The following is a 26,302-nucleotide window of genomic DNA, read 5'->3' on the forward strand; positions in this document are numbered from 1 at the left end:
TGTAGAGGAATAAAAATGCAGTCTTGTTCTCAAGCATTAATGGTTCAGGGTACTACCTCTGATGCGGGCAAAAGTGTCCTTGTGGCGGGTTTGTGTCGCGTACTGTCGCGAAAAGGCATAAAAGTCGCACCATTCAAGCCGCAAAACATGGCGCTGAACAGCGCCGTGACGGTTGACGGTGGTGAAATTGGCCGGGCGCAAGCCGTACAGGCGTATGCCTGCGGGCTTGAGCCGACCACCGATATGAATCCCATCCTCTTGAAGCCCAATACCGATATCGGTGCGCAGGTGATCATTCATGGCAAAGCTCATCAGGATATGGATGCCAAGGCTTATCACGCCTTTAAACCCAAAGTTATGCGCTATGTGATGGAGTCGTTCAATCGCCTTCAGGCAGAGTACCAAACCGTGATGATTGAAGGGGCTGGCAGTCCGGCTGAAATCAACCTGCGAGATCACGATATCGCGAATATGGGTTTTGCCGAAGAAGCGGACATTCCTGTTATTATCGTCGCCGATATCGACAGAGGCGGCGTATTTGCCCACCTGTATGGAACCCTGGCGTTATTGAGTGAATCCGAGCAGGCTCGGGTTGCCGGTTTTGTGATTAATCGTTTCAGAGGCGATATTGCACTGCTTGAAAATGGCCTTGAATGGCTTGAAGAGAAAACCGGTAAGCCGGTTATTGGTGTGCTGCCTTATCTTCACGGCCTGATGCTGGAAGCTGAAGATGCCATCAATGTGAGTCAGTTAAGTTCTGAGGGCCCCAAACTCAAAGTGGTGGTTCCTGTTGTCCAGCGCATAAGTAACCATACTGATTTCGATCCACTTCGTATGCATCCCAGTGTTGATCTGGTGTTTGTCGGGAAAAATCAGCCATTGCCACCTGCTGATCTCATCATTCTTCCAGGATCAAAGAGTGTCCGAAGCGACTTGGCATTTCTGCGTGCTCAGGAGTGGGACAAACAAATAGAACGTCACCTCCGTTTTGGTGGCAAAGTGATGGGGATTTGTGGTGGCTATCAAATGCTTGGTGAGTTAATTGCTGATCCGCAGGGAATAGAAGGTCCTGCGGGTGAAAGTCGAGGGCTAGGATACCTACCATTGGAAACAGAGCTTAAAAACGATAAGCAACTGAGAAGAGTCAAAGGTACGTTAACCCTGCCGGGACAAGAGATAGTTGATGTTTTCGGCTATGAAATCCACGCGGGTGTTACCAAAGGTATTGGGAGCAATGCGCCGCTAGCGTTGGAGTCCGGTGCAGATGGTTGTCTCGGTATGGAAGACGCAGTCTTTGGGACTTATCTGCACGGTATCTTCGAATCAGAGAAAGCATGTGGTGCGATTTTGCGCTGGGCGGGGTTAATGGGTGCCAAAGGGTGCGATTTCGAGCAGATGCGTGAAGACGGTATCAATCGGGTTGCCGATGCGATTGAGCAACATTTGGATTTGAAAAAGCTTTGGCCCGAGCTGGATCGAGAGGAGGCGTGTTTGTGATTGATGAGCATATCTCCTGTCCCGCACTGGTTGTTGCCGCGCCCAGTTCTGGTAGCGGTAAAACAACGGTAGTGGCGGCATTGGCACGCTACTTTACTAACCTGGGTAAAAAAGTCCGGGTCTTTAAAACGGGACCTGACTTTATTGATCCCAACTTTTTGGCCTTCGCGTCACATCAGCCGGTCTATCAGCTCGATTTCTGGATGTGTGGCGAGCAGCACTGTCGCCGATTAGTTGCCGAAGCGGCCAAAGAGGCCGATCTTATCCTGATCGAAGGTGTGATGGGGATGTTTGACGGCCAGTGTTCGAGTGCGGATATCGCGGCGAAGCTGGGTATTCCTGTCCTGGCCGTGATCAATGCCGGAGCCATGGCACAAACATTCGGTGCTATTGCTTATGGCTTGGCTAATTTCAGGCAAGATATCAGCATGTATGGGGTGGTTGCGAATCGGGTGGGATCCACCGGTCATGCTGAAATGCTCAAAGAAGCCTTGCCGGACACGCTGGAGTTTTGTGGCTATCTGCAAAAAGATATCGGACTGTCGTTGCCCGAGCGTCACTTGGGCCTGGTCCAAGCCCAGGAACTGGACGATCTCGATGATCGGTTAAACCTGGCTGCCGATCTTATCTCGCAGCATGTCAATCTTAAGTTACCGCCTAAAAGCCAGTTTGTGCCGGTAGCAAGTGCAAAGCCGGAGAGGAGACTCGAAGGAATCACCATTGCGATCGCGCAAGACACGGCATTTAGTTTTATCTATCAAGCGAACTTGGATTTGCTTACGGCGCTTGGTGCGAAGCTGAGTTTCTTCTCACCGATCCAGGGTGATGAATTGCCTGACTGTGATGCCCTGTACCTTCCCGGTGGTTATCCGGAACTTTATTTGAAAGAGTTGGCTGAAAATACGATCCTCAAGCAGCAAGTGCATGCCCACGTAAATAACCACAAACCTGTGCTGGCGGAATGTGGGGGAATGCTATATCTCAATAATTCGCTGACCGATATTGAAGGCAAGTCTGGTGAGATGTGTGGCATTTTGAATGCCAACTCAAGGATGCAGGGTTCGTTGGCGGCTCTTGGTCTGGTGGAAGGGGAGCTTTTACCAGGTGAAACGTTACGGGGTCACACCTTCCATTACTCGAAAACGGATTCTAGCGAAGAGATAGCCTGTCACCCGGTTTCGCAACGTGGGCGTAAGCTCGATCCGGTCTGGCGGCATAAACAGGTTATTGCCTCCTATATCCATTGGTATTTTCCGTCGAACCCAGAACTGGTTGCCAATATTTTCAAGGGCGCGCTATGAGGTTGGTGTTAATTCGCCATGGTCAGACCGAGTGGAATCGACAGAAAAGAATTCAGGGCTGGCTGGATAGTCCCTTAACTTCCTCTGCACTAATTGGGCTCCATAACTTGGATCTTCCGTTATTGCAGGCTCCTGTTGTCTACAGCAGCGACCTTGGCAGAGCCTTCAATTCTGCGGCCATTGTTGCGAAATCCCTCGGCACAGAGGTGGTGGTAGATAAAAGACTGCGCGAGCGGCAATTCGGGCTTCTGGAAGGCGAGGTGATTGATCATGATGATGCTCTTAAATCGTACTGGCAGCGTTACCATCAGCGCTATGAAATACAACTGAACGACCTGTTTGGTGCCGAGCCGGAGCAGAAATTTGAGCAAAGAATTGTTTCATTTTTCGATGATCTGCATCGCTTACATGCGATGTCTGATGTTGTCCTTGTTAGTCACGGCGAGTGGCTAAGGGCTTTTTTGAACCTGATGAATGACACCCCCTCCTGGCATAAAGGTGACGGTATCCAGACTAATGCAGCGCCTATTGTGCTGGAATGGTCACCATCAATACCGGCGATTGCATAGTGGATTAGTCGATAAATGGATAAGAGATGACAATAACCCGAGTTGAACTGTTGCGTCATGGTTTGCCTGAGGGGGATGACTGTTTTCGCGGCCATACCGACTTCTTGCTCACAGAGGAGGGGGGCAGCCAAATGCACAAGGCCGTCGCCGGCAGTGATGCCTTCGATCTGGTGGTGACCTCTCCCTTGCAACGCTGTGCGGATTTTGCTTACCGGCATGCAGAGCAATACTGCACCCCTGTGGTTGAGGAGTCTGATTTTATAGAGCTCAATTTTGGTGACTGGGATGGTCGGTCGAGAGATGAGGTATGGAAAAGCGATCAAAAAACCTTAAGTCAGTTTTGGTCAGAGCCATGGAAGACAACTCCGCCCAACGGAGAAAGCCTGGAAGAGTTCGACAGTCGTATCCAAGCTGCTTGGTCGAGCCTGCTTGATGAGTATCAGGGAAAGCGTATTTTGTTGGTGACTCATGGGGGAGTTATCAAACAGATATTGCGGTTGGTCCTTGATATGCCCAAATCAGAAGGCTACTTGCAACGAATCAAAGTGCCTTACGCGGCAAAATTGACTATCACCGTTTATCATGATGACAACGGGCGACAGTGGCCGGAATTGCATTGGCCCACTCTGTAATCCGAATAAATCTTCAGTAGGTTCAGTAGTAACATGAAAAGAACACTCTTGCGTGAGTGGCAGGTATTTCTGCTATCACTGGCTATTTTTTCAAGGATCCCGGTATCTGAATCGGTACCTTATAGTGAAGAGAGGAAGAACGAATCCTATAAATATTGTGGGCTGGTGGGCCTGGTTGTGGGCTCGCTGACTGCTTTGCTCTATTACCTGTCTTCGCAGCTTTGGCCTAATGACGTTGCTGTCGCCTTGGCAATGATCTTCAGTGTTTATATTACAGGGGCATTCCATGAAGATGGCTTTGCCGATACTTGTGATGGCTTTGGCGGTGGCGTGACCCCTGAGAGAAAGTTGGAGATCATGAAAGACTCCAGCGTTGGGGCGTACGGGGTGCTGGGGATTGTTTTGGTCTTGCTGCTGAAATTTACCCTCCTGACCTCATTATCTTCTGTCCCGGTTGCGTTGGTTGTTGCGTATGTCGTCAGTCGCTCGTTAGCGGTGAGCTTTATTTATACCCACGCATATGTGCGCCAGACGGAACAGTCGAAGCTGAAAGTGGCCCAGAGCCCTAGCAGTAAAAATGACGCTATCACCCTGTTGGTAATTGCTCTGGCGATAATTATTGGGTGTCTAAGCGTTAAGGTGGGCTTGACATTGGTAATAACGTTGCTTTTATTCCGTGTGGTTTTTAGCCGCTGGTTGATCAGGCAAGTCGGTGGTTACACCGGTGATGCACTAGGTGCTATTCAGCAAATGTCCGAGGTAATCTGCTATTTCATCCTGCTTTCTTTTTCTTTCTAGACTTCTCGGTTCTGGTCCTGGTAGATAACTACGCCATTTTAATTTATTGATGGAAATCAAGATAAATTAAAGTGGCGTAAATGTATCTATTCTTGGGCAATTTCTACCTTTTGGCCTTTCTATTCTCATATACCCTGTTTTTTATAAGGATATAGAAGGCAAAAGGCTCATGAACAACCCAATAAAAAACAATCAGTGGCTAGAAGAGCTGTTCTTGCTTCTTGGCTTGTCTGACAGGCTTCCTGATTACTACAAAAAATATGAAGAAACTTTAGCCATGTTGAAAAATGAAATTCAATATGTTGTTTCGACATTAAGTAATAATGAACATCAGCTGATTCAGGAATCACAAAAGAGAGCTGCTACTTATTTCATCAATGGCCATAAGATGGATTTAAGCCATGATCTGCGAGTCAGTGCTAGTGAATTACTGTTAAGGCATCGGCAACCTGAAATAGCTCTTTCGGTTTTGCAACCATTAGATATGGAGGCATCGGCGGCTTACTTCATTAACTTTGGCCGGGCTTTAATGCAAATTGGTGTTTTAGGCCAAGCCGAGCAATGCTTTATCAATGCCTGTGAAAAAGAGCAGGACTCAGCCGAGCCGCTGTTCCACCTTGCCTTTCTTTCCGGGTTACAAGGTGAAGTGAAAAAAGCCGAAAAGTATTATCTGGCCAGTCTTAAGAAAGACGAAAAGCATAAAGGAAGCCTACTCAATTTATCCTACCTCTATTTTCAATTGGAACAATTCTGGAAAGCGAAAAAATACGCAGACCAGCTTGTTGTTATTTCGCCAGAACAGGTGGGTGCCTATTTGATTTTAGCCTCTTGTAATAACGCCCAGCGAAATTTTGAAGTTAGTTATACCGTTATCCAACAGGCTAGGAGGTTATTTAACCAGACGGTATCAGAGTTAGATGAATTAGAGGCGATAGCGTGTTTTGAGCTGGGTAAATATGAAGAGGTAGTCATTCTTGTATCCCGATTTATTCAATCTCACCCGATGGCGACAGATTTAAAATACATTCGGGCCAAATCTTATATTGAGCTGAAAAGCTGGGAACAAGCTCTGGATGATATTACAGAACTATTAAGCATCGAACCATTTGATGCCGACAGCCTTGAGATGAGGTTCATTGTTCTATACGCCATGAATAAATGGAGCGAGGCAGAGGTTGCCTATGTGAAGTTAGTCGAAACGGCGCCTCAGCTACGACTGAAATATCAACAACAGCACAAAACAATACTCAGAAATATGGCACTCATCATTAGTTAGAATAGGAAGCAATAGTGATGAAAAAAGAAAAAGATGAAGAGACTCAGAATCCGAGTCGCCGTAACTTCTTAAAAATAGGAGGAGCAGCGGCCGCTGCTGCGACTGTGGGAGTTGGTGCATCAACCGGTTTTGTTCTTGGTCGAGAACCTGATCAGGATACCGGCTGGGGAAGAACGGCTGCGGGTAAGGATATGTTCTTTGATCGGGAACCGTTCCGAGTCGATACTGCACCAACACTGATTAAAGCTGGTAAAACGTCTAGACCTGAACGGGAAGATTTTCTGTTTAAGCGTCTTGATATGATTGGCAAGGCCATCAAGCAAGGGTGGAACCCTGCTGACGGCTGGGAATCATGTCCGGATCTGCGCGTCGTTAACTATTATCGTCAATGGCCAAAACGATGGCCTGAAATGATGGAAGCGCTTAGGCAGCGAAGCCTTTCGGTCAAAATGCAGCACAAATATATCGACCGATATGTCATTGCTCATGCTTATGATCATGCTAACAATGCATCTATGTATGGTCAGAATGGGGTACCGGTAAACTGGCCACTTCCGCCGGAAGGTGAGCCTGATGTCGCTGATTTTAAGAGTATCTACGATCCCATGTATGGCGATCCTGAAGCTGAAGCCCGCTTGAATTTCGGCTCAACGCGCGCGGGAGGAGAGGAGAAAGCGATACCTGTTGTTAAAAAGCGCCACTTTAAGACTCCGGCTCATGCCACAAAACTGATCAAGAAAGTTGCTCACCAGATGGGATGCAGTTTTGTTGGTATTACAAAAATGGATCCGGACTTTGTTTTTAAGAACATCATGCGGGGCACGCCTGATGATGGTGAAAACTGGGGGGATAAAATCCCGGAACACTGGAAATCAGTGATTGTTCTCGGTGTTCCAATGAGCTGGGATGCTATGTACGCTGCACCTGCGTATGGTACGTCTTATGAAGCGTACAGTGTGGTTCGATTTGCGTCAGGAAAGTTAGAAGTCTTCCTGAACCGTTTAGGTTGGGCGGGTCGGGCAATGGTTCCGGGCGGTGACTATGAAATGACGTTGCCTCCGCTTGCGGTTAAGGCGGGTTTGGGAGAATCAGCCCGCAATGGTTGCTTGATCACTCCTGAAGTCGGCCCCAACATCCGTCTTGCTTGTGTGGTCACAGACCTTGAATTTGAATACGACAAGCCGATTGATATCGGTATCCGTGAATTTTGCAAAGAATGTAAGATCTGTGCCACGTCTTGCCCAAGCGGCTCAATCAGTATGGCCGATGAGCCTGATATCGTCGTTCGCGGCTATAAGGTGTTTGAGTTCAACCAGGACAGTTGCTTCCGTATGTGGTCATCACTCCCGTCAAATGGTCAACAGGGCTGCCGGGTATGTGTTTCAGTTTGCCCTTATACTCGACGAAATAACTGGATCCACGCTTTGGTTAAGGAGGCGGATCCACGAGATCCAACGGGGATGACTCGCAAAGCACTGCTCGCTATGCAGCATAACTTCTTCTATTATCCTGACGCAGAAGCTTATGCGGCACCTCATAACGGCGGTAGATTAGCGAACTACCACCAACCACCAGAGTGGTTACGTTCTGAAGAATTCTTTACGGATATTAAGAAAGACTGGGAATATGATGGCAACTGGGAGGGATTCTAAATGTTTCCACAATCAACAGTATTAGATCCGCTGTTTTGGATGATATTAGGTGCGCTACAAGTATTCATTTTTCAGAGTGCAAAAGTATGGGCCGAAGATTTTCAGCTTCGCATGAACTGGTGGAAGTGGTCGCTGGCAGGCGGCTGGTGGTTTTCTTTCATACTCACTATTGCCGGGGCATTTACCCTGCTTGGTGAAAATGAGGGTAATGCCGGTTGGTATTTTTTGGGATTCGTTGGCACGGCAATCATCGTTGGTGGAGCAGTCCTTTTGAAGATACTGCTCGTGTTAAGCGACAGAGAAAAAATGACTCAGCAATAAGATATACAATGCTTAAATAGAAAGAGAGGGCATTTTGCCCTCTTATTTCGTGGGCAATATTAGGCGCAGAAGCAGAATATATAAAATGATAAATACAATACCTTTTGATAACGAAAATTATGTGCAAGGGATCAGGGCGGATTCTGTTAAATACTTGCTTGCGAGAAGGGGAAGTGAAGAGCTCGCTAATCCTCACAGGGTTGATTTTTATGCATTAATACTCGTTACAGAGGGGAGTGGTTTTCATTATATCGATAACAAAATGTACCACTGTCGCCCCGGTACCCTGTTTGTCTTAAGTCCCCAGCAGGTACATTACTTTGAATCTAAGTTTCAGTGGAATGGTTATGTCGTCACTTTTGAAGACTCCCAGGTTTTTCCTATTGATAACCTTGATGCCAACTATGCGATGACGAAAGCGATACGAAGTGTTGACGTAATGACGGAAGTGCTAGATGTTGTCGGTAAGGACTTTGATTCGCTGTATGAAGAATTTCACCAACCTGTAGATATTGCTTCTGGACATATTCAGCGAAATTTGTTGCAAAACATTCTTTTTAAAATCTTTTTTCGAACCAATTACAGCCTGCAGAAAATATCAAAAAGTAAAGAAATGGAAGATTTTCAGTTGTTCAGTGATGAAGTGGAACGTGCTTATATGACAAAGCACAATGTGAGCGAATACACTGAAAAATTACGAATGACGGCTAAGCGACTAAATACTATCTGCAAGAAAGTCAAAGGGATGTCGGCGAAGCAAGTTGTCGATGCCAGGCTGCTACTGGAAGCCAAACGCTTGCTGGGCTATACCTCTACACCAATCTCTGAAGTTGCTTTAATTCTGGGTTTTAATGAGCCGACTAACTTAGCAAAGTTTTTCCGCCGTCATACAGATATTTCACCAACAGAGTTTCGTAACATGTCTAAGTTTTTCGCAGATAATAATTAGGCTGTGAGCATACAAAGCTGTTTTCAAGGTGGAGTTTCTTCACCTTATTTCTTCACTAATGGCGTATTTAGGATTGTTGCCAAAGATATTGTTAACCTCATCACAAAATCTCAGGAAGTATCGTTTTTGCGACTAAATGGTCATGTAGGGATGGTTTGTCAGGCTTTTTGCGCATCATCAAAAAATGACCTAAAAAAATCATTTTTTTAATGAGCAAAATCAATTTACAGTAACCCGTCTGCACGATTCCATACCGACAACTTAGGTATTGTTCCACAATCGGTAATAGTCAATTGCCATTCAATACCTCTTTCATGACAGCTTTCAGGACTATCATCTGCTCACAATCTAACGGCTCGCCAATTATCCCGCGGTAAGCCATTTTTCAGTTTTGATTGCTGACCTGGAATTGCCATGACTACAAAAAATACTTCTCAGAATGATACAACCAATGAGCAGCTTGACGCAGATTTAGATAACCCGTCTCGTCGAACGTTTTTCAAACGTGCAGCAGTCGGAGGGGGGGCCGCATTAGTGGCAGGCCTAGGTAGCTATGCGGCTGGTAAAGGATCTGTTCAGGGACAGGAAGATCCTGACTGGCCTGAAGTTACCGATGATTTCAAGCCTTTTGCGCAGCGCGACACGGTGTGGTCTTATGCGCTCAGCCCACTGATGATGATGAAACATCCAGAGCGCAATGAGCAATTTGGCCGCTTAAACAAAGATAATCCCCGCTATAACTTCCAGTTGCAGGTTCCGGGTTTTGAACAAAAAGACTGGGACAACACCCGTCCGGGGTTTACCCAGCTGGATACCGCCCTGCAACATTCTGCCTGGCTTCCCCCTTACGCATCAGAATTACGCCTGGGCGCCTGTGGTACACCTAATACACGCCTGTTCACATGGGATCAATCTGATGTCGAGCACGAACAGTATCAATTTGGCTCAGAAAAAGAAGCGTCTGATGCGATCCGTTCTGCTGCCCGTCTTTATGGTGCCGTGCGTTGTGGTATCGCTCGGCGTGACAAACGTTGGGATTATGATCCTATTTATGATGCCGGTGTGACGACTGAAATGATGGATATGATGGCGAAAGAAGGCATCGGCAAGATTCGCGATCAAAAAGTACTGGCTGGTGCAATGAAAGATGCGATGGAACACTACAAGGTTCAGGATAGGGAGTTGAGCTGGGAGCATGATTTTCCCTTTGAACCCAAGACAGTCATCGTAATGGCCGTACCGATGGATTACGACAATGTGGCTGCGGCACCGACCAGAACCTCTTGTGCTACCGTCGGTGATGGTTATACCAAGATGGCGACGCTGGCATCGAGTATTGCCAAATTCATCAAAGGGTTGGGGTTTCAGGCCGTGGCCTGCGGAAACGACCTGGGTAACTCTGTTGCTTATGGTATTGCGGCAGGTCTCGGCGAAGGTGGGCGTAACAACCAGCTGCTGGTACCAGGATATGGCCCACGTGTACGTTTGTGCAAAGTGTACACCGATTTTGATTTTGTCCAATATGACGTCCCTCACAGCTGGGGGATCACCGAGTTTTGTAAGAGCTGTAAAAAATGCGGCGAGGCTTGCCCAAGCGGTGCCATCGATATGGCTGATGACACGCACTTTTACTTTGAAGGTGAGCATTCTGAACAACCGGGCTATTCATGGTCCAATCACGAAGGGATTAAAAAGTTCCATACTGATGCCAAAAAGTGTTTTGACTACTGGCTGGAGAGTGATACCGACTGTGCGGCCTGCACTGCCTCCTGTACTTTCAACGAACCGGACTACTGGCACCACTGGTTCATCATGGCGATTAACCCATACACGCCAAGGCTTATTCATAGCCTGATGGCAGAGTTGCACCCGGCTTTCGGCTACGGTTCGACCCAGAATCCAGAAAAAGTGAAGAAATTCTGGAAAACAGGTGAAGGCATGCGGGTAAACGAAACTAACCGTAATGTGTTTGGTGCAGTAGGTAAGGCATAAGAGGAGCAAAAAAATGGAATTAATACAGTGGTTTTTGATGGGGGTCCTGTTCACTTTAGCTGTGCTGGGACTGGCATATCTTTCAGTTAAAGTGAAGCTTCCCTGGTACGGCTGGGCAATGATGATCACAGGTTGTTTGGCTATCTTGTTCGGCATCGGCTGGGCCGGAGCTTCATTCTTTGAAGGCATAGCTCAATCTGGTGCGATGGGGCTGATGTTAATCAGTTTGCCTGGCTTACTGATGATTATTCTGGCCTGGCGTAAGTTCGTCCCGAAAGACGCAATGTTCTAAACACGATAAGAATGCAATCAGCGCAGGCGGTATCTTCTCCAGCGCTGAATTGTTTGATACAGAAACTCGGAGTAGGTAATGCGAGTAACTCATTCCCGAACGACAACTTTTTTAAAAACGCTAGCCTGGCTTAGTCTGCTAGCGGCCTTCGTGATCGGGCAGCTTGCTTCTCAGCCAAATCATAAGGCAATGTTATCTCACTATATGGGGGATTTAGAACTAGAGCGTGCGGATTACCAAAATGAAAAACCGATTGTTTTTAAATTGGTAAAGCAACAACCCGGTGATGCAGACGTGGTGGTACTGGGAGAAGGCGAAGGTTACGGTGGCCTGATGATGGTTGGTATATTTGCGCATCGGACTGATACCGGCCCCCGGATCCAGAAGTTAGCTCTGCTTTCCAACACTGAAACACCTCCCTACATAGAGCGTTTGAAAAAAAAGCATTTTTTCAACCAGTTTAACGATAAGTTGATCACCGATGATTTTCTGATTGACTCAGATATTGATGGATATTCAGGTGCCACAATATCAGCGCGCGGGATCACGTCGGCGGTGCGTCAGGCTGTTCATCTCGGTGCGGTGAACCACTTGAAAATGCCCTCTGTCTGGCAAGAAGAGCAATGGCAGTTTGGCGCTAAAGAAGCCGGCCTGTTGTTATTGGTTGCTTTGGTGGTATTTGCCAACCAGTATCAAAGTAAGCTAAGCCGGAAGCTGAAAGTAATTATTCCATTTTTGTCATTAGCATACGTGGGGATTTACACCAATGCGTCAATCAGTTTTGGTAGCCTCAGTTCAATTCTGCTGGGCTATTTCCCCAGCCCTAAGCATCACCCGATCTGGTGGATTATGATGCTTAGCGTATTTGGCGGTATCGTGTTTCTTCGACGCAACCTATATTGCAATAATCTCTGCCCTTTCAGTACGGTACAGGGGGTATTACATAAGATAAGCGGGATCCGTCTGAATCTGACGCCACAAGTTACTCGTCATGCCAGAAGCATCATTCTGATGCTGATCTGGATGTCATTGATGTTGATTTTCTTATCGCGACATCCGGCGCTTGGATCCTACGAACCTTTCTCCATGATGTTTGCTTTAGAAGGTATGGGGATGCAGTGGTACATCTTGCCTTTCTCGTTACTAGGGGCACTGTTTGTTCCTGATTTCTGGTGCCGACTGTTTTGTCCTGTGGGCTTTACGCTTAATGAGCTAGTGCGCTTGCGCAGCAAAGCGGTGAATATTTTTAAGCGTCTGATCAGCTCAAAAACACAATTCATTCCAATTGCCGATATAACAGGAAATGATGTGCGGCAAAAACAGCGGAGATCTAAATAATGACTACCACTAGAAAGAAAAGGAAGCCGAACACGTTCGCACTCATTATGTTCGTCGCTACCTTGGTGTTGATCATCATTTTTTTCCTTCAGTCAGCATTGAAAATTAAGCAGCAAGGCCTTGTCGGTGGAGCCATCGACCAAGTTCATGCAACAGTACAAATGTATCAAGAGAACCAACAGCAGGAGTCCGGGAAATGACAAACACATGGCAGCTTGAGAGCGATAAAGCACACACTGATTTGGAGTTCGGCACGTCTGAATATAAAGCCTGTACCCATTGTCAAAGTGCTATCGAAATTGTTCCTTTGTTGTCAGGTAATACGCTGGGAGGACAACTTTGGAGTGATGGTTTTTTGGTAGCCGATCAGATGCCAGAGCAGGAATTACTCGGCCGTTGCCGCCACTGTAATGAAATTGTCTGCCTGACTGATCTGCAACCTCATCCACAGCAAGAAGGCTTTGCTGACAACAATGATAATTCCTATCTGTCATTGACCCTGACTGATTACGAAAAGCTATTGCAGCAACTTGGTGATATTGCTGAATACTATCATGCCTATCTGCGGATCAAGTTTTGGCAGCGAAGCAATGATCAGCGTCGTCAATTAGACACAAGGATCCCATTCACCGAGCAAGAACAGCAGAATCTTCAGGCGTTGTTGCTCTTGCTCGACAGCGAAGATGCTAGCCGACTGCTGAAAACGGAAATATATCGCCAACAGGGCGAGTTTGAGCGCGCCCAACGTGAGTTATCGGACCCTTTCGATCATCGTGTTAGTGAAGTTGTGGTGCGTTTAAAGCAACTTGTTCGTGAAAAAAATCGACATCTTGCAATGATCTTTTGCGGTGAGCCCGCAGGCGATTCAATATCTGCTTGTAAAGCGGCGTCAAACTACAGGGGTACAGACTAAGAACTTTCAATAATCAACCTGGTAGTGAGTTTGAAAATCTACTGCCAGGTTGATGCGATTCTCGCTGAAAGAGTTAGCGCACAAGGAGCACGCTCAAAGTTGAACGATATCTTGTTGGGGAGGCAAGGGGACACCAAGCAGCTTGTTATACCGCATAAAATGAATGAAAGCCCTTGTTGAAGATGGGCTGTACTGACTTCTGGGGTAAATGGCATATATTGGAACAGAATCGGCAAACTTGCCGTCAAATAGCGAAACTAAGCGCCCTTCTGCAACATATTGCCTGACCAGAAAATCGGGCAACCAGACAATACCAAAATCATTCAATGCCATATGCATAGCCACTTCCAGCTCATCACACTGCATGCGGCTGTTGATCTTCACCTGATGGGATATTTCATCTTCAAACCACAACCAATAGCCAGGTTCACGCACGCGGGCTGATTCTGAACATTCAATGGTATGGTAGGCACCCAGCTCCCTTGGATGTTGAGGCACGCCATTTTTGGCCAGATAGGCAGGGCTGGCATAAAACCTTCGGTGACAGAGCACCAGGGGTTCACTAATAAACGCCTGCTCATCTAACGGGGAGATATGCAACATCAGATCAGCATCGAATTTTTTAGTTTCTGGCATGCCGTGGGTAGTTAACAGTGTGAGATCGATTTTCGGGTACTGTTCCAAAAATTCGGTTAAACAGAATTGTGCCAGACGTCGGTTAAGCAGATCCAAGCTACATACTTTCAGTTTGCCTGTCGGTTCAGCCTTCTGACTTTGTATTTCTCCAATTGCCTGGACCCACTGTTGTTCCATGGCCACAGTATGTTCAATAAAACGCCTGCCCTCATAGGTTAATTCGAGCTGCCGGGTTGTGCGTTTAAAGAGCAATATTTGCAAACTGTCTTCGACAGACTTTACCCTACGGCTCACACTTGGTCGGGTTAGATTCAACAAGTCTGCGGCTTTGGCGAAGCTGCCTTGGCTGGCAATAAGATTAATAAGTTTGAGATCGTCAACGGAGATGTTGGTCATAGCCTAACAGTAATCCCTTATTGTTTAAGTTCTTCTTTAATGTTGGCACTCGTATCTATTTCAGCCAGAACGAAATCGATAAAAGCCCTGGCAGCTAATGTCAGGTTGGTTCGAGACTGGTATACCATCCATCCCTGGCCGACAAAAGATTCAATATCATCAAAGAGTCTGATTAATTGACCGCTCTCGACATAGCGACTAGCAATTTGCTCGGGCATAAAAGCGATTCCTCTTCCTAGCGAACAGGCTTTAGCGATCAAAGGCATACTGTTAATGATCAGGTTGCCGGAAACTTCCAAAAACTGAGGTTGCTTGCCGATAGGCAGCTGATCGAGGATGTGTCCGTCAGGAAAGCGGAATCGGATGACATTGTGTTTTTTCAGCTCGGCAAGATTTTTTGGTGCGCCGTGTTGCTCGATATATTCAGTACTGGCATAAAAACTAAGATGAGCTGAGACAAACGGTCGAGCTATTAGATTTGGTTCATCGATTTTTTCTCCAATCCTAAATGCCACATCAATATGGTTTTCAATCAAGTTCTTGTCTTCTGTACTGCTGATCACTTCAACAGTGAGCTTGGGGTGGCGATCCATAAACCGGAATATAGTACTGCCTACATCAAGTAGGTTAGGCAGTGGCAGTACCTGAATGCGTAGGTGACCGGAGATCTCTTGTCTTGGTGACGTGGCTTTCTGGATACCGAGCTCAAGCTGATTGAGAGTGGTTTTGGTGTTTTCATACAGGATACTGCCTGCTTCAGTCAGTAGCATTAAGCGATTTTGTCGGTGAAACAGCTGCAAGTTGAGCTCGTCCTCTAGGCCTTTCAAGCGGCGGCTGATGCTGGACTTGGGTTGATTGAGGATCTTGGATGCCTTGCTCATGCTGCCGGTTTCTACGATTTGATGGAATAGCTTGAGGTCTTCCGTTTTCATGAGTTTTTACCTGAGTTGTACGTAGTACCACCATGTCCCGAAAAGCGGAACTGAGTGTCTTTAATTGTTTTGTATTTATGAACACTCTAGCACGATAGAATTGCCAGAGAAATCACAAAAATGGAAAGACTTCTATGAAATCGGCCTCTTTGAGCATTCTTGCTCTTTTTATATCAAGCACTGTCCTCACCGGGTGTGGGTTTGCTGAAAGTGCTGCTCCGCAGCAAGCAAAGGTGCGTCCGGTGAAGCTAATGACTATCGAAGATGTGTCCGGTCATCAGACTCGAATTTTCCCGGCGAAAGTCGCAGCAAACCAGCAGGCGGATTTGGCCTTTCGTATTAACGGTGAGCTGGTCAAGCTTGATTTGATTGAAGGTCAGAAAGTGAAAAAGGGCCAATTATTGGCTCAGCTGGATGATCGTGATGCTAAAAATGCGTTGATGGATGCCGAGGCTAATTATGAGCTGGCTGCTGTCGATTTTAAGCGTAAAGAAGAGATTTATAAACGAAAGCTGATCTCCAAAGCAGAATACGACACCGCCAAAGCAACATTGAAGTCAGCCAAAGCGGCTTTGGCGACAGCGCGTGATCAGCTTGATTATACTCGCCTGACAGCCCCGTTTTCTGGCATTGTCGCCAAGGTTGAGCGAGACAATCACCAGATGATCCAAGCCACTCAGGTAGTTCTGTCCCTTCAGGGCGCTCAGCTGTTAGATGTTGAAATTCAAGTGCCTGAGTCATTCTTGATGACGTTGAATAACAAGAAGCTGGATGAAGAGTACCAGCCTCTGGTTCGCTTCGGATCGCACGGTGCCCTCTATCCTGTGACCTATAAAGAGCATGCTAGTAAGGTCAGTCCTGGCACCCAGACCTATGAGGTGGTATTCAGCCTAAATCGCCCGGAAAGTCTTAATGTATTGCCAGGAATGAGTGCCGAGCTGTTACTTGATATGTCGGTATTGAACCAAGAAACCGCACCGATGATTGCTGTATTGCCCCAGACAGCAATATTCAAGAGCGATGAAGAGCAGCAGACCAAAGTATGGCGCTACGATGCAGATACCCAAAAACTGGAGTCGGTTGAAGTGACATTGGGGCAGGTACGCGCACAGGGAATAGAAGTATTGTCGGGAATAAATAAAGGCGATCAAATTGTTGCTGTTGGTGCGAGTGTTTTGAAGCAGGACATGGATGTCAAACCTCTTCGTTGGGAGCGGGGTGTGTAATCCATGAATGTAGCTCATTATAGTATTAAAAACAAAGTTATCAGCTGGATGTTTGTTCTGCTGATGCTGATCGGCGGGGCCGTTTCATTTACCGGTTTGGGTCAGCTTGAATTTCCAGAGTTTACTCTGAAAAGTGCACTGGTCATTACGCCATATCCTGGGGCGTCACCGGAACAGGTGGAAGAAGAAGTGACTCTGCCGCTGGAAGATGCCATTCAGCAGATGCAGCAGGTAAAGCACATTACATCGATAAACAGTGCCGGTTTGTCACAAATCGAAGTAGAGATGCAGGAGCGTTACGATGTTACCATGCTACCGCAGATCTGGGATGAGTTGCGCCGTAAGGTAAACGATGCCGTTGTAGAGCTGCCCCCGGGCGTTGTTCCCCCAATGGTCATTGATGACTATTCAGATGTGTTCGGCATTCTGATGAATATCAAAGGCGAAGGTTACAGTTACCGAGAACTAGAAAACTATGCCGACTTTTTGCGCCGAGAACTGGTATTGATCGACGGTGTAAAAAAAGTCTCTGTAGTCGGTGCTCCCCAAGAGCAGGTGGTGGTTGAAATCAGCCAGCAGAAATTAGCGGCTCTGGGGTTGGATCAGAATTACATCTACGGCCTTATTCAGACCCAAAACGTCGTTTCAAACGCGGGTAAAATCCGTGTGGGTGATGGTCGTATCCGGATCCACCCGACGGGCGAATTTTTTGACGTGAAAGAGATGGAACGTCTGTTGGTTAGCCCCCCGGGTAACGGTGATCTGGTTTACTTGGGTGATATTGCTAAGGTCTACAAAACCGTAACGGAAACACCAGATTTGCTGTATCACAACATGGGCGAAAGGGCGCTGTCGTTAGGTATTTCGTTTAGCACTGGAGTCAATGTCGTCGATGTCTCTAAGGCGATATCAGATAAAATCGACCAACTTGAAACCCGCCTTCCTATGGGGATGGTGATTAATACCGTCTATGACCAAGGTGCTGTGGTGGATGTTTCGGTAACCGGGTTTCTTATCAACCTTGCCGAGTCTGTAACTATAGTAATTGTGATCCTTTTGGTCTTTATGGGATTGCGTTCAGGCTTGTTGATGGGAGCTGTGTTGTTGCTGACTATTTTGGGCACTTTTATTGTAATGAATGTGCTGGGTATACAGTTGCAGATCATCTCTCTGGGCGCATTGATCATTGCACTCGGGATGCTGGTTGATAATGCCATTGTGGTGACCGAAGGCATTTTGATCGGGATCCAGCGTGGTCAAAGCCGGTTTGAAGCCGCAGGCGAGGTGGTCAAACAGACACAGTGGCCTCTGCTCGGGGCAACGATTATTGCCATTATCGCGTTTGCCCCAATAGGTCTATCGCAAGATGCGACAGGTGAGTTCTGTGCATCACTATTTAAAGTTTTGCTGATTTCACTCTTTATCAGCTGGGTCACCGCTATCACCATTACGCCGTTTTTCTGCCATTTGTTGTTTAAAGACGGTGAAGTCAACGATGAGCCGCAGGAGCTGTATAAAGGTTGGTTCTTTACCGCTTATCGCAGCATTCTGACTTTTGCGATGCGTTTCAGAGTGCTAACGATCGCGACTGTGGTTGCGATGCTGGTGGCTGCGTTGCTTGGTATGGGCTACGTAAAGAATGTTTTCTTTCCGCCGTCCAATACACCAATTTTCTTTGTTGATATCTGGATGCAGGAAGGAACAGATACGCGTGGCACCGAAGCGTTTGTCAGCAAATTAGAAAATGAGCTGATGGCTTATGATCAGCAGCATCAGATGGGGCTGAAGAATCTGACTTCAGTGGTTGGTCAGGGATCGCAGCGTTTTGTCCTGCCTTATACGCCGGAGAAGGGTTATGCAGCCTATGCACAGCTAATCATTGAGATGACGGATAAGGAAGCGCAGGCTAAAGCCATGCCAGGGCTGACAGCGCATCTGAAAGAAAATTATCCTCAAGCCCAATTTCGGGTCAAGATGCTGGAAAATGGGCCGACACCGGCTGCGAAAATTGAAGCCCGTTTTTATGGTGAAGATCCGGCAGTACTGCGCCAGTTAGCCGCCCAGGCGGAAAAGATCATGAGAGATGAACCCGCGATAGCTAACATTCGTCATGACTGGCGCAATCAGGTATCAGTTGTTCGCCCACAGCTTAATCCGGCTCAAGCAAGGGAAGTGGGGATCAGCAAGCAAGATCTCGACAATGCAATGTTGATTAATTTCAGTGGCAAAGCAGTAGGAACCTACCGTGAACAAAGCCACCTGATGCCGATTGTTGCCCGTGCGCCAGTGCAGGAGCGACTGGATGCGGATAGTTTGCTAAAACTTCAGGTATGGAGTGCGGAGAACAATACGTTTGTACCAGTAACTCAATTGGTCAACGATTTTACTACCGAGTGGGAAAACCCCCTCATTATGCGCCGTGACCGCAAGCGTATTATTTCAGTTTTGGCCGATCCGGCATTGGGCAGTGGTGAAACCTCCGACTCGGCTCTGCGCAAGATCCGCAGTGACATTGAAGCTATTGCATTACCGGAAGGCTATGAACTGGAGTGGGGCGGAGAGTATGAAACCTCTCGTGATGCCCAGGCAAGTATTGTTAGCTCGTTGCCGATGGGCTATCTGGCAATGTTCCTGATAACCGTGGTGCTGTTTAACTCGGTGAGAAAACCGCTGGTTATCTGGTTCAATGTGCCGCTAGCAATGATTGGTATTACTTCTGGCTTGTTATTATTTGATGCCCCACTTAGCTTTATGGCTATTTTGGGAATGTTGAGCCTAAGCGGAATGATTATCAAAAATGGTATTGTACTCGTTGATCAGATCAACATCGAGTTAGCAGCAGGCAAGACGATGTATGCGGCAGTATTTGACTCTTCGGTGAGCCGAGTTCGCCCGGTGTGTATGGCTGCAAGCACGACTATGTTGGGAATGATCCCGTTGTTTTTCAATCCCTTCTTTACCGCAATGGCTGTAACCATCGTTTTTGGGTTGGGTTTTGCGACCATACTGACATTAGTGGTGTTACCGGTAAGCTATGCAATGATCTTCCGTATCCCTAATAGGCAATCACCAAATATTAGTACACAGTTAGTTTCTGAGTGCTAATTAATGAGAGGGGCACTGCCCCTCCTATAAGTTTTATAACCGAGGGAAAGATACGTGAAGCAAGTTGTTGTTAATATTGCATTTCGCATTACCGTTTTTACCTTAGTATTTATTATTCCGACTATTGTTGGTCTTTGGTTGTCAGGAATATTGGAACCATATTTGCTTAATGATATCCCACAGGATGGAATAACCATAACTACGCCAAAAATAACCCCGAATTAGGTTGCTTTTAATTGCGTAATGTTAATGTTTTTCCTGCTGATTAACGTCAGTTAACTTTTATATACATTTTCAAGTCTTTATGGTTTGCCACTCAATGGTATATTCGCGTTACTTTAAAGATTAATAATATCAATGATTTATTTGTTGTGCTTTGGGGTTGGTTCCGCTTGGTAAGTTTGTTTTTTATCTTTGCTGATTGATTTGTTGGCTTGGGGTTACTTTTAAATTGGGTCGAGCTTGACCGGACTTTAAATTGAAATAAAGTTATAGTTTAATTTGAACTGTTGGTATTCAGCATTGGTTCAATATATAAAAGGTATTCTTGTTATCAAGGTTTCATGAGAAACCGCTGCTAATTGTTATTGCTGTTTTTTGCTGAGCAAGTTGCTCAGCTTTTTTTTGCCTGTAATTAATATATATAAACATATGGTAGAGGTGAATTTAATAACAATATTTCAAAGTGATGAATAGAATTTCCTTATCCTCGTATTGATTAAGTATCGTTTGTTTTTATTCGCGAACAGTTTAAAGGTGAGGGGAATTTGTTTCGCAAAGTATGGCAACATTGCTGTCAGCACGTAGAAGGAGCTAGCCATCAGGCTAACTCCTTTTTTCGTTATACTCTTAAACTAAGCTGGTTAGCATCTCATCCGAATAGCTGACCAGTTCCGCCCCTTCACGCACTTTGGCGACATAATCCGGGTTTGCGATGAAAGGTCGGCCTATTGCAATCAAGTCAAATTTATCTTCGGCAATTGCTGAGCTTGCGGTTTCAGCGGTGTAGCTACCCACACCGACTAGCGTCTTGCTGTAATTCGCCCGTACATAGCTTGATGCCTTGCCGCCGAGGTAGTCAAACTCCATGCTGTCGTCAAAAATACCAATGTGCAGGAAGGCCAGGTCGCGGTGTTCAAGTTCAGCTAATAGGAAGTCAAAGACGTCACGGTCACGGTTATCGCCAGCTATATTAAAATAGGCGCCGGGACTGACCCGAAGTGCCGTTCTTTCATTGCCGATACGTTCAGCAACAGCATCAACCACAGCCAGTGCAAAGCGTGACATGTTCTCGGCGCTGCCGCCGTATTCATCGCTGCGGCGGTTACTGTCATGATGCAAGAACTGGTCGATCAGGTAACCGTTCGCACCATGGATCTCGACGCCGTCAAATCCGGCATCGATCGCATTGCTGGCGGCCTGCGCATAGTCTTTCACAAGTAGGGCAATATCATCGTGGGTGACCGCTTTCGGAACCTGATAGGTTAATTCTCGCATTCGCGGTACAGTGCCTTCCACAGCAACAGCTGATGGCGCCAACACATCGCCACCACCAAAGAAATGAGGGTGGGCAACACGCCCGGTGTGCCACAGTTGAGCAAAAATCTTACCACCATTGTGATGGACAGCATCGGTCACTTTGCGCCAGCCTGCAATTTGTTCCGGTGTGAATAATCCCGGAGTGTTTGGGTAACCTTGGCCATCGGGACGGATGATAACCGCTTCTGAAATGATCAAACCTGCTTCGGCACGACGACCATAATATTCCGCCATCGCCTGGGTTGGAACGAGAGCGTCGTCGGCCATGCACCGGGTCAGCGGTGCCATCAAGATACGATTGCTAAGGGTAATCGTGCTATTCAGAGCATAAGGTTGAAACAGATTATCAGTCATAACGATGTCCTTTCTTGAATGTTCATTCAAGATGCCTTTTCTTGAGTGATCATTCAAGTGTTATTTTGAACAAACATTCAAAAGTAAGTACACTCAAGGTGAGATAAAGCTGAATAGTATGAAAACCATCAATGAGAAATGCAGAATTTGATAAAGAAAAAGTGCTGAGATCGGCCATGATCGCCTTTATGCATAAAGGTTATGGCAAGACCAGTATGCAAGATCTGACCAAAGCGACAGGCCTACACCCCGGCTCGATCTATTGTGCTTTCGGTAATAAGCGTGGTCTGCTGCTGGCTGCTTTAGAGCAATATCGGCAAGATCGCGGTGTTGAATTTGAACGCTTTTTTTCAGATAGCCAACCGGTATTGGTACAGCTTAAAAATTACTTGAACGATATCGTCCAACAATGCCTAAGCTGTGATGCGTCCCAATCTTGCCTTTTGACAAAAGCGCTTAATGAAATGGCCGAGCAGGATGAGGAAATTCAGGAAATTATTTCTGCAAATTTAGCCAATTGGCAGCAAGCGTTAACCGATAAGTTCGAGCAGGCGAAATCTTCGGGAGAACTGTTAACACAGAGAGATAGCGACCATTTAGCGCGCTACTTTGTGATGGGGATATATGGCCTGAGGACGTTTGCGCATACTCACCCGAAAGAAGATGTACTTCAGCAGTTAGCTGATCAACTGTACCAAGATGTTTGCGCTTGATCTTCGTTAATTCGAAAACCGAATTTCCGTTTTGGGCTGTTGATTAGGCTCAGCAAAACCAATTGCTGCTTGTCTCCTGAATGCATTACTAATTTCTCTGACTTAACATTGAGAGCTTCATGGATCCTTCTGTTTTAATAATTTTTATCCCCACTTTCTTTGCAGTCTCAGCGACGCCGGGGCTTTGTATGACACTGGCGATGACCCTAGGGATGACCATTGGTGTTCGCCGAAGTTTGTGGATGATGGCTGGTGAGTTAGTCGGTGTCGCGCTAGTGTCTGTTTCGGCGCTGGTTGGCGTAGCGACTATTCTGTTGGCCCGTCCCAATCTGTTTTTGGCGTTAAAATACCTAGGCGGTGCTTACTTGCTTTATCTGGGGATTCAGATGTGGCGCTCTCGTGGGAAAATGGCTATTCCGACTGATCTTGAGAGTCAGGTAAAAGTTACGCCAATTGCGTTGGCTACTCAGGGGTTTGTTACCGCGATTGCCAACCCGAAAGCGTGGGCCTTTATGATTTCACTGTTGCCGCCATTTATTGATGCGAGTATGCCGCTGCGCCCGCAGGCCACTATTTTGATCGCTGTGATCCTGTGTTTTGAGCTGATTTGTATGTTGCTGTATGCCGCTGGGGGGAGGACTTTGCGTAGATTGTTGCAACAACGCGGTAATGTGATGCTGATGAATCGGATAGCCGGAAGCCTAATGATGGGAGTCAGCTTGTGGTTGGTTTTGGGGTAGTCATCAAAGCTGATAACTAGCGAGGTCAGTTAATGCCCAATACACAGCTTAATGTCTCACCAGGCTTCCCATCATTCTTAAGCCCTTTGATTCACCTGTTAAATGTGGCCGCTGTATCTTGCTGCGTTGGTGAATAGAAGGCGCTTAAGCTTATTTTATATCTAGTTGATTAATCTTGTTTTTACGGTTTTTATGAAAAAATAGTCTAGCACAGGATTAATGTCTTCTATTATTGTTAGTGTGATCAGCGTATAGCTTTCAACGTAATAGTATTGCCCGTCATGTTTCACTGGAATAATATCACCCCAAGAAAGCGCTTTCTTGGGAGGGGAATCCAAGCAGTTTTTATAAGAATGTCCCAATAAATTGCTGCTTAAAGGTTAAGAAAGCGCTTTCTTTTCTAATAACTCCTAAATGTGAAGGAATATGTGATGCATAACAAAAAGGTTTTAGCTGCCTTAGTATGTGGCTTGATGTTCTCTGCGAATGGTGTGTCGGCTGAAGAGGTTAAGCAGGGGGGAACATTGACGGTGCCTATCATCGGTACTGGCTTTGTTGATAACTTCAATCCGTATACAACTAAAGATCTATTCCATGGTGTGATGTTTGAGCCTCTGCTGGTCTTTAACAACATGTCAGGTAAAACCGAGTATCGTCTTGCAGAGTCTGCTGAATATTCTGATGACCTGAAGATAATCACAGTGAAAATGCGTGAGGATTTGAAGTGGTCTGATGGCTCGCCATTGACGGCTAAAGATGTGGCGTTCAGCTTTAATATGACCAAAGACGCACCGGCATTCGACCAGAAAGGAATTTGGAGTGGGGATAACCTGGTAAGTATCATTGCCAAAGATGCGACCACTGTTGTCTTCGAGTTAAAAGAAGCTGATTCGACATTTATTTGGTCGCTACCTGCCTATCATATTGTTCCTGAAAAAGTTTGGAGCAAGGTAAAAGATCTAACTACGTTTACTAACCCTAATCCTATTGGTAGCGGCCCAATGACGACGGTGAAATACGTCAAGTCGCAGCAAATGGAGCTTTGCCGCAATCCACACTACTACCTTGAAAACCGCCCATATCTCGATTGTCTAACTTACCGTTCATATAACGATAATTCTCAAATTCAACCGGCATTGATGAAGGGTGAAATTGACTGGGGCTCAAACTTTATTGCCGATATCGATAATACCTTTGTGGCTGCCGATCCTGAGAATAATCATTATTGGTATCCTGCCAACGATGCAATTCACCTTTATGTAAATACTAAAGAAAAACCGTTCGATGACCTCAAGGTACGTAAGGCACTATCAATGGCATTAGACCGTGAGGCTATTGTTGATATTGCTGCCTACGGTTATCCGACACCAAATTATAACGTTGGTGGTATTGGTGAACTTTATAGTCGTAACATCAGCAAAGAAGTTAACGATAAATATAAAGATATTACCCAATATAACCCTGAAAAAGCCAAACAGTTGCTTGATGCTGCCGGTTATAAAGATCTAAATGGTGATGGTTTCAGAGACACTGCCGATGGCAAAACTATTGAGTTCGATATTGAAGTCGTTAATGGCTGGACTGACTGGATTCAAGTTGTTCAGATGGTAACTGAATACTATGAAGAAGTCGGTATTAAAGCGAACGTGAAAACTGTTGACTGGTCTGTCTATGACAAGTCTCTGAAAGAAAGCGGTTACAAAATGTCGATTAACTGGTCAATGGTTGCGACTAACCCTATCTTGGCTTACCAAGAGTACTTTTCAACATCGCGTATCGGTAAAACCTGGCATGCTGGACACGGTGTTCATTCAAAAGATATCGACAACTTGATCGATAGCTTCGGAAAGACGAAAGATCCGGTTGAGCAGAAAGCCATTATTGATGAACTGCAGGTATTTACGGCTGACAACCTACCGTTTATTCCACTGTTCTCAAACCCAACGTGGTTCCAATATAACAGCTCAAAAATTACGGGTTGGCCAAATAAAGATAATCCGTATGTTCAACCAGTATGGTATGACGGCGGTAAGCGAGTGTTAATTCTCAATAATCTTCACCTTAAGTAAATTGTAAATAATTTAAAGAGCCATATCTATGGCTCTTTAATTACTGGAATATTTTATGAGCTTTTTAATACGCCGACTCAGTTTTTATTTTGTTGCTTTTATTATAGCAATATCCTTTAATTTTCTATTACCTAGATTAATGCCTGGTGATCCTGTCGAAGCTTTATTTGCTGCGGCCCAAGGGCGAATGGATCCTGCTCAAATGGATGCAGTAAGAGAAATGTATGGTTTTATGGATGGCTCGGTATTTGAGCAATATATTGCATATATTAAAAGTGTTTTTACTCTCGATCTCGGACCATCAGTATTAATGTTTCCTGTGAATGTTACTGATGTTATTGGCCAAGCTCTGCCATGGACAATCTTTCTGGCTTTAGGCTCGCTCATTGTTGCTTTAATTATTGGTGTGACTATCGGGACGTATGCCTCATATCGTCGTGAAGGTCTGTTTGGACAGGTTGTGCCGCCAGTTTTAGCCTTTATTAGTAATTTCCCATACATCGTAACGGCGCTGCTCCTATTTTACTTCTTTGGTTTACAGCTTGAAGTTTTACCCCTTGCCTATACTTATGATCCGGCCCTAGAGCCTGGATTTACAAAGGAATTTATCGGAAGTGTAATAAAGCATGCTGTCTTACCCATGGGCTCCATGATTATTGTCGGTATTTCGACGTGGGTATTCAACATGCGTAACGCGATGATCAATGTGCTGGGTGAAGACTATGTCACCATGGCCGAAGCTAAAGGCCTCAGCAGCTATCGCGTTATGTCCCGTTATGCCGGAAGGAATGCGATTCTCCCTGTAGCAACGGCCATTGCGATGGCGATTGGTTTCTCTTTTGCAGGCTCAATCATGACCGAGGTTGTATTTAATTATCAGGGGTTAGGTAACATTCTTCTTAAAGGTATTGTTGCTCGAGACTATCCGCTCATTCAGGCAATTCTACTTATTCTTGTGTCTGCAGTGCTAACCGCGAACTTCATAGCAGATCTTCTTTATGTCTGGCTTGATCCTCGGATTTCTAAATAAGGTTTGAATATGAATAAGCTAATAGATTCAAT

Annotated in this window: 23 protein-coding genes; 20 read left to right on the forward strand and 3 right to left on the reverse strand. The window is 45.9% G+C overall.

Annotation, left to right across the window (positions count from 1 at the left end):
* Positions 1–15: 15 nt before the first annotated feature.
* The 14 genes from MD588_RS10015 (at position 16) to MD588_RS10080 (ending at position 13,530) form a co-directional block, all read left to right on the forward strand.
* Positions 16–1,497, forward strand: a complete 1,482-nt coding sequence (locus tag MD588_RS10015; protein ID WP_265697029.1) for a cobyric acid synthase — start codon at positions 16–18, stop codon at positions 1,495–1,497.
* The gene (locus tag MD588_RS10020) at positions 1,494–2,798 is read left to right on the forward strand and encodes a cobyrinate a,c-diamide synthase (RefSeq protein ID WP_265697030.1); all 1,305 of its coding nucleotides are present in this window, start codon (positions 1,494–1,496) and stop codon (positions 2,796–2,798) included. Before MD588_RS10015 ends, MD588_RS10020 begins: the two co-directional genes overlap by 4 nt.
* Positions 2,795–3,367, forward strand: coding sequence for a histidine phosphatase family protein (locus MD588_RS10025; RefSeq protein WP_265697031.1), 573 nt, complete (start codon positions 2,795–2,797; stop codon positions 3,365–3,367). The genes MD588_RS10020 and MD588_RS10025 overlap by 4 nt, the downstream gene beginning before the upstream one ends.
* A 26-nt stretch (positions 3,368–3,393) precedes the next feature.
* Positions 3,394–3,999 carry a histidine phosphatase family protein gene (locus tag MD588_RS10030; RefSeq protein ID WP_265697032.1) on the forward strand — a complete coding sequence of 202 codons (606 nt, stop codon included), beginning with the start codon at positions 3,394–3,396 and terminating at the stop codon, positions 3,997–3,999.
* Positions 4,000–4,032: 33 nt separating this feature from the next.
* Positions 4,033–4,797 carry an adenosylcobinamide-GDP ribazoletransferase gene (locus tag MD588_RS10035; RefSeq protein ID WP_265697033.1) on the forward strand — a complete coding sequence of 255 codons (765 nt, stop codon included), beginning with the start codon at positions 4,033–4,035 and terminating at the stop codon, positions 4,795–4,797.
* A gap of 169 nt (positions 4,798–4,966) precedes the next feature.
* Positions 4,967–6,073 (forward strand): tetratricopeptide repeat protein, encoded by a 1,107-nt coding sequence (locus MD588_RS10040; protein WP_265697035.1) that lies wholly within the window; start codon positions 4,967–4,969, stop codon positions 6,071–6,073.
* A gap of 17 nt (positions 6,074–6,090) precedes the next feature.
* The gene (locus MD588_RS10045; protein ID WP_265697036.1) at positions 6,091–7,725 is read left to right on the forward strand and encodes a 4Fe-4S dicluster domain-containing protein; all 1,635 of its coding nucleotides are present in this window, start codon (positions 6,091–6,093) and stop codon (positions 7,723–7,725) included.
* Positions 7,726–8,046: a hypothetical protein gene (locus tag MD588_RS10050; RefSeq protein ID WP_265697038.1), complete on the forward strand. Its 321-nt coding sequence runs from the start codon at positions 7,726–7,728 to the stop codon at positions 8,044–8,046.
* A gap of 85 nt (positions 8,047–8,131) precedes the next feature.
* A complete protein-coding gene (locus MD588_RS10055; protein ID WP_265697039.1) occupies positions 8,132–8,995 on the forward strand; it encodes an AraC family transcriptional regulator in 864 nt (287 codons plus the stop codon).
* 414 nt (positions 8,996–9,409) lie between these two features.
* The gene (locus MD588_RS10060; RefSeq protein ID WP_265697040.1) at positions 9,410–10,987 is read left to right on the forward strand and encodes a reductive dehalogenase; all 1,578 of its coding nucleotides are present in this window, start codon (positions 9,410–9,412) and stop codon (positions 10,985–10,987) included.
* A 13-nt stretch (positions 10,988–11,000) separates the two neighbouring features.
* Positions 11,001–11,279, forward strand: a complete 279-nt coding sequence (locus MD588_RS10065) for a hypothetical protein (protein ID WP_265697042.1) — start codon at positions 11,001–11,003, stop codon at positions 11,277–11,279.
* Between the two features lie 78 nt (positions 11,280–11,357).
* A complete protein-coding gene (locus MD588_RS10070; protein WP_265697043.1) occupies positions 11,358–12,617 on the forward strand; it encodes an FMN-binding protein in 1,260 nt (419 codons plus the stop codon).
* The gene (locus tag MD588_RS10075) at positions 12,617–12,817 is read left to right on the forward strand and encodes a hypothetical protein (protein WP_265697044.1); all 201 of its coding nucleotides are present in this window, start codon (positions 12,617–12,619) and stop codon (positions 12,815–12,817) included. Before MD588_RS10070 ends, MD588_RS10075 begins: the two co-directional genes overlap by 1 nt.
* Positions 12,814–13,530: a hypothetical protein gene (locus tag MD588_RS10080; RefSeq protein ID WP_265697046.1), complete on the forward strand. Its 717-nt coding sequence runs from the start codon at positions 12,814–12,816 to the stop codon at positions 13,528–13,530. The genes MD588_RS10075 and MD588_RS10080 overlap by 4 nt, the downstream gene beginning before the upstream one ends.
* A 93-nt stretch (positions 13,531–13,623) precedes the next feature.
* Here MD588_RS10080 and MD588_RS10085 read toward each other — a convergent pair whose 3' ends face one another.
* Positions 13,624–14,562: a LysR family transcriptional regulator gene (locus MD588_RS10085; protein ID WP_265697047.1), complete on the reverse strand. Its 939-nt coding sequence runs from the start codon at positions 14,560–14,562 to the stop codon at positions 13,624–13,626.
* A 17-nt stretch (positions 14,563–14,579) separates the two neighbouring features.
* On the reverse strand, positions 14,580–15,494 hold the full coding sequence (locus MD588_RS10090) for a LysR family transcriptional regulator (protein WP_265697048.1): 915 nt from the start codon (positions 15,492–15,494) through the stop codon (positions 14,580–14,582).
* Positions 15,495–15,628: 134 nt separating this feature from the next.
* On the opposite strand from MD588_RS10090, the gene MD588_RS10095 reads away from it, so the two are divergent.
* The gene (locus MD588_RS10095; protein WP_265697050.1) at positions 15,629–16,720 is read left to right on the forward strand and encodes an efflux RND transporter periplasmic adaptor subunit; all 1,092 of its coding nucleotides are present in this window, start codon (positions 15,629–15,631) and stop codon (positions 16,718–16,720) included.
* Positions 16,721–16,723: 3 nt separating this feature from the next.
* Entirely contained in the window at positions 16,724–19,825 is a 3,102-nt protein-coding gene (locus MD588_RS10100; protein WP_265697051.1) for an efflux RND transporter permease subunit, read from the forward strand.
* An 849-nt stretch (positions 19,826–20,674) separates the two neighbouring features.
* Here MD588_RS10100 and MD588_RS10105 read toward each other — a convergent pair.
* Complete coding sequence (locus tag MD588_RS10105; RefSeq protein WP_265697052.1) at positions 20,675–21,718, reverse strand: alkene reductase; 1,044 nt, start codon at positions 21,716–21,718, stop codon at positions 20,675–20,677.
* A gap of 131 nt (positions 21,719–21,849) precedes the next feature.
* Here MD588_RS10105 and MD588_RS10110 point away from each other — a divergent pair, with 131 nt between their 5' ends.
* From MD588_RS10110 to MD588_RS10125, 4 genes are all read left to right on the forward strand, one after another.
* The gene (locus MD588_RS10110) at positions 21,850–22,431 is read left to right on the forward strand and encodes a TetR/AcrR family transcriptional regulator (RefSeq protein ID WP_265697053.1); all 582 of its coding nucleotides are present in this window, start codon (positions 21,850–21,852) and stop codon (positions 22,429–22,431) included.
* Between the two features lie 119 nt (positions 22,432–22,550).
* Positions 22,551–23,171, forward strand: a complete 621-nt coding sequence (locus MD588_RS10115) for a LysE family translocator (protein WP_265697055.1) — start codon at positions 22,551–22,553, stop codon at positions 23,169–23,171.
* A 431-nt stretch (positions 23,172–23,602) separates the two neighbouring features.
* On the forward strand, positions 23,603–25,240 hold the full coding sequence (locus MD588_RS10120; RefSeq protein ID WP_265697057.1) for an ABC transporter substrate-binding protein: 1,638 nt from the start codon (positions 23,603–23,605) through the stop codon (positions 25,238–25,240).
* A gap of 55 nt (positions 25,241–25,295) precedes the next feature.
* Positions 25,296–26,270: an ABC transporter permease gene (locus MD588_RS10125; protein ID WP_265697058.1), complete on the forward strand. Its 975-nt coding sequence runs from the start codon at positions 25,296–25,298 to the stop codon at positions 26,268–26,270.
* Positions 26,271–26,302 lie beyond the last annotated feature (32 nt).

It is taken from the genome of Photobacterium obscurum, assembly GCF_026191635.1.
Lineage (GTDB): Bacteria > Pseudomonadota > Gammaproteobacteria > Enterobacterales > Vibrionaceae > Photobacterium > Photobacterium obscurum.

Coding starts and splice junctions, on each gene's coding strand:
- MD588_RS10095 (WP_265697050.1), top strand. CDS start 15,629: ATGAAATCGGCCTCTTTGAGCATTCTTGCTCTTTTTATATCAAGCACT.
- MD588_RS10040 (WP_265697035.1), top strand. CDS start 4,967: ATGAACAACCCAATAAAAAACAATCAGTGGCTAGAAGAGCTGTTCTTG.
- MD588_RS10060 (WP_265697040.1), top strand. CDS start 9,410: ATGACTACAAAAAATACTTCTCAGAATGATACAACCAATGAGCAGCTT.
- MD588_RS10015 (WP_265697029.1), top strand. CDS start 16: ATGCAGTCTTGTTCTCAAGCATTAATGGTTCAGGGTACTACCTCTGAT.
- MD588_RS10065 (WP_265697042.1), top strand. CDS start 11,001: ATGGAATTAATACAGTGGTTTTTGATGGGGGTCCTGTTCACTTTAGCT.
- MD588_RS10100 (WP_265697051.1), top strand. CDS start 16,724: ATGAATGTAGCTCATTATAGTATTAAAAACAAAGTTATCAGCTGGATG.
- MD588_RS10120 (WP_265697057.1), top strand. CDS start 23,603: ATGCATAACAAAAAGGTTTTAGCTGCCTTAGTATGTGGCTTGATGTTC.
- MD588_RS10045 (WP_265697036.1), top strand. CDS start 6,091: ATGAAAAAAGAAAAAGATGAAGAGACTCAGAATCCGAGTCGCCGTAAC.
- MD588_RS10055 (WP_265697039.1), top strand. CDS start 8,132: ATGATAAATACAATACCTTTTGATAACGAAAATTATGTGCAAGGGATC.
- MD588_RS10030 (WP_265697032.1), top strand. CDS start 3,394: ATGACAATAACCCGAGTTGAACTGTTGCGTCATGGTTTGCCTGAGGGG.
- MD588_RS10025 (WP_265697031.1), top strand. CDS start 2,795: ATGAGGTTGGTGTTAATTCGCCATGGTCAGACCGAGTGGAATCGACAG.
- MD588_RS10105 (WP_265697052.1), bottom strand. CDS start 21,718: ATGACTGATAATCTGTTTCAACCTTATGCTCTGAATAGCACGATTACC.
- MD588_RS10035 (WP_265697033.1), top strand. CDS start 4,033: ATGAAAAGAACACTCTTGCGTGAGTGGCAGGTATTTCTGCTATCACTG.
- MD588_RS10115 (WP_265697055.1), top strand. CDS start 22,551: ATGGATCCTTCTGTTTTAATAATTTTTATCCCCACTTTCTTTGCAGTC.
- MD588_RS10090 (WP_265697048.1), bottom strand. CDS start 15,494: ATGAAAACGGAAGACCTCAAGCTATTCCATCAAATCGTAGAAACCGGC.
- MD588_RS10070 (WP_265697043.1), top strand. CDS start 11,358: ATGCGAGTAACTCATTCCCGAACGACAACTTTTTTAAAAACGCTAGCC.
- MD588_RS10050 (WP_265697038.1), top strand. CDS start 7,726: ATGTTTCCACAATCAACAGTATTAGATCCGCTGTTTTGGATGATATTA.
- MD588_RS10125 (WP_265697058.1), top strand. CDS start 25,296: ATGAGCTTTTTAATACGCCGACTCAGTTTTTATTTTGTTGCTTTTATT.
- MD588_RS10085 (WP_265697047.1), bottom strand. CDS start 14,562: ATGACCAACATCTCCGTTGACGATCTCAAACTTATTAATCTTATTGCC.
- MD588_RS10075 (WP_265697044.1), top strand. CDS start 12,617: ATGACTACCACTAGAAAGAAAAGGAAGCCGAACACGTTCGCACTCATT.
- MD588_RS10110 (WP_265697053.1), top strand. CDS start 21,850: ATGAGAAATGCAGAATTTGATAAAGAAAAAGTGCTGAGATCGGCCATG.
- MD588_RS10080 (WP_265697046.1), top strand. CDS start 12,814: ATGACAAACACATGGCAGCTTGAGAGCGATAAAGCACACACTGATTTG.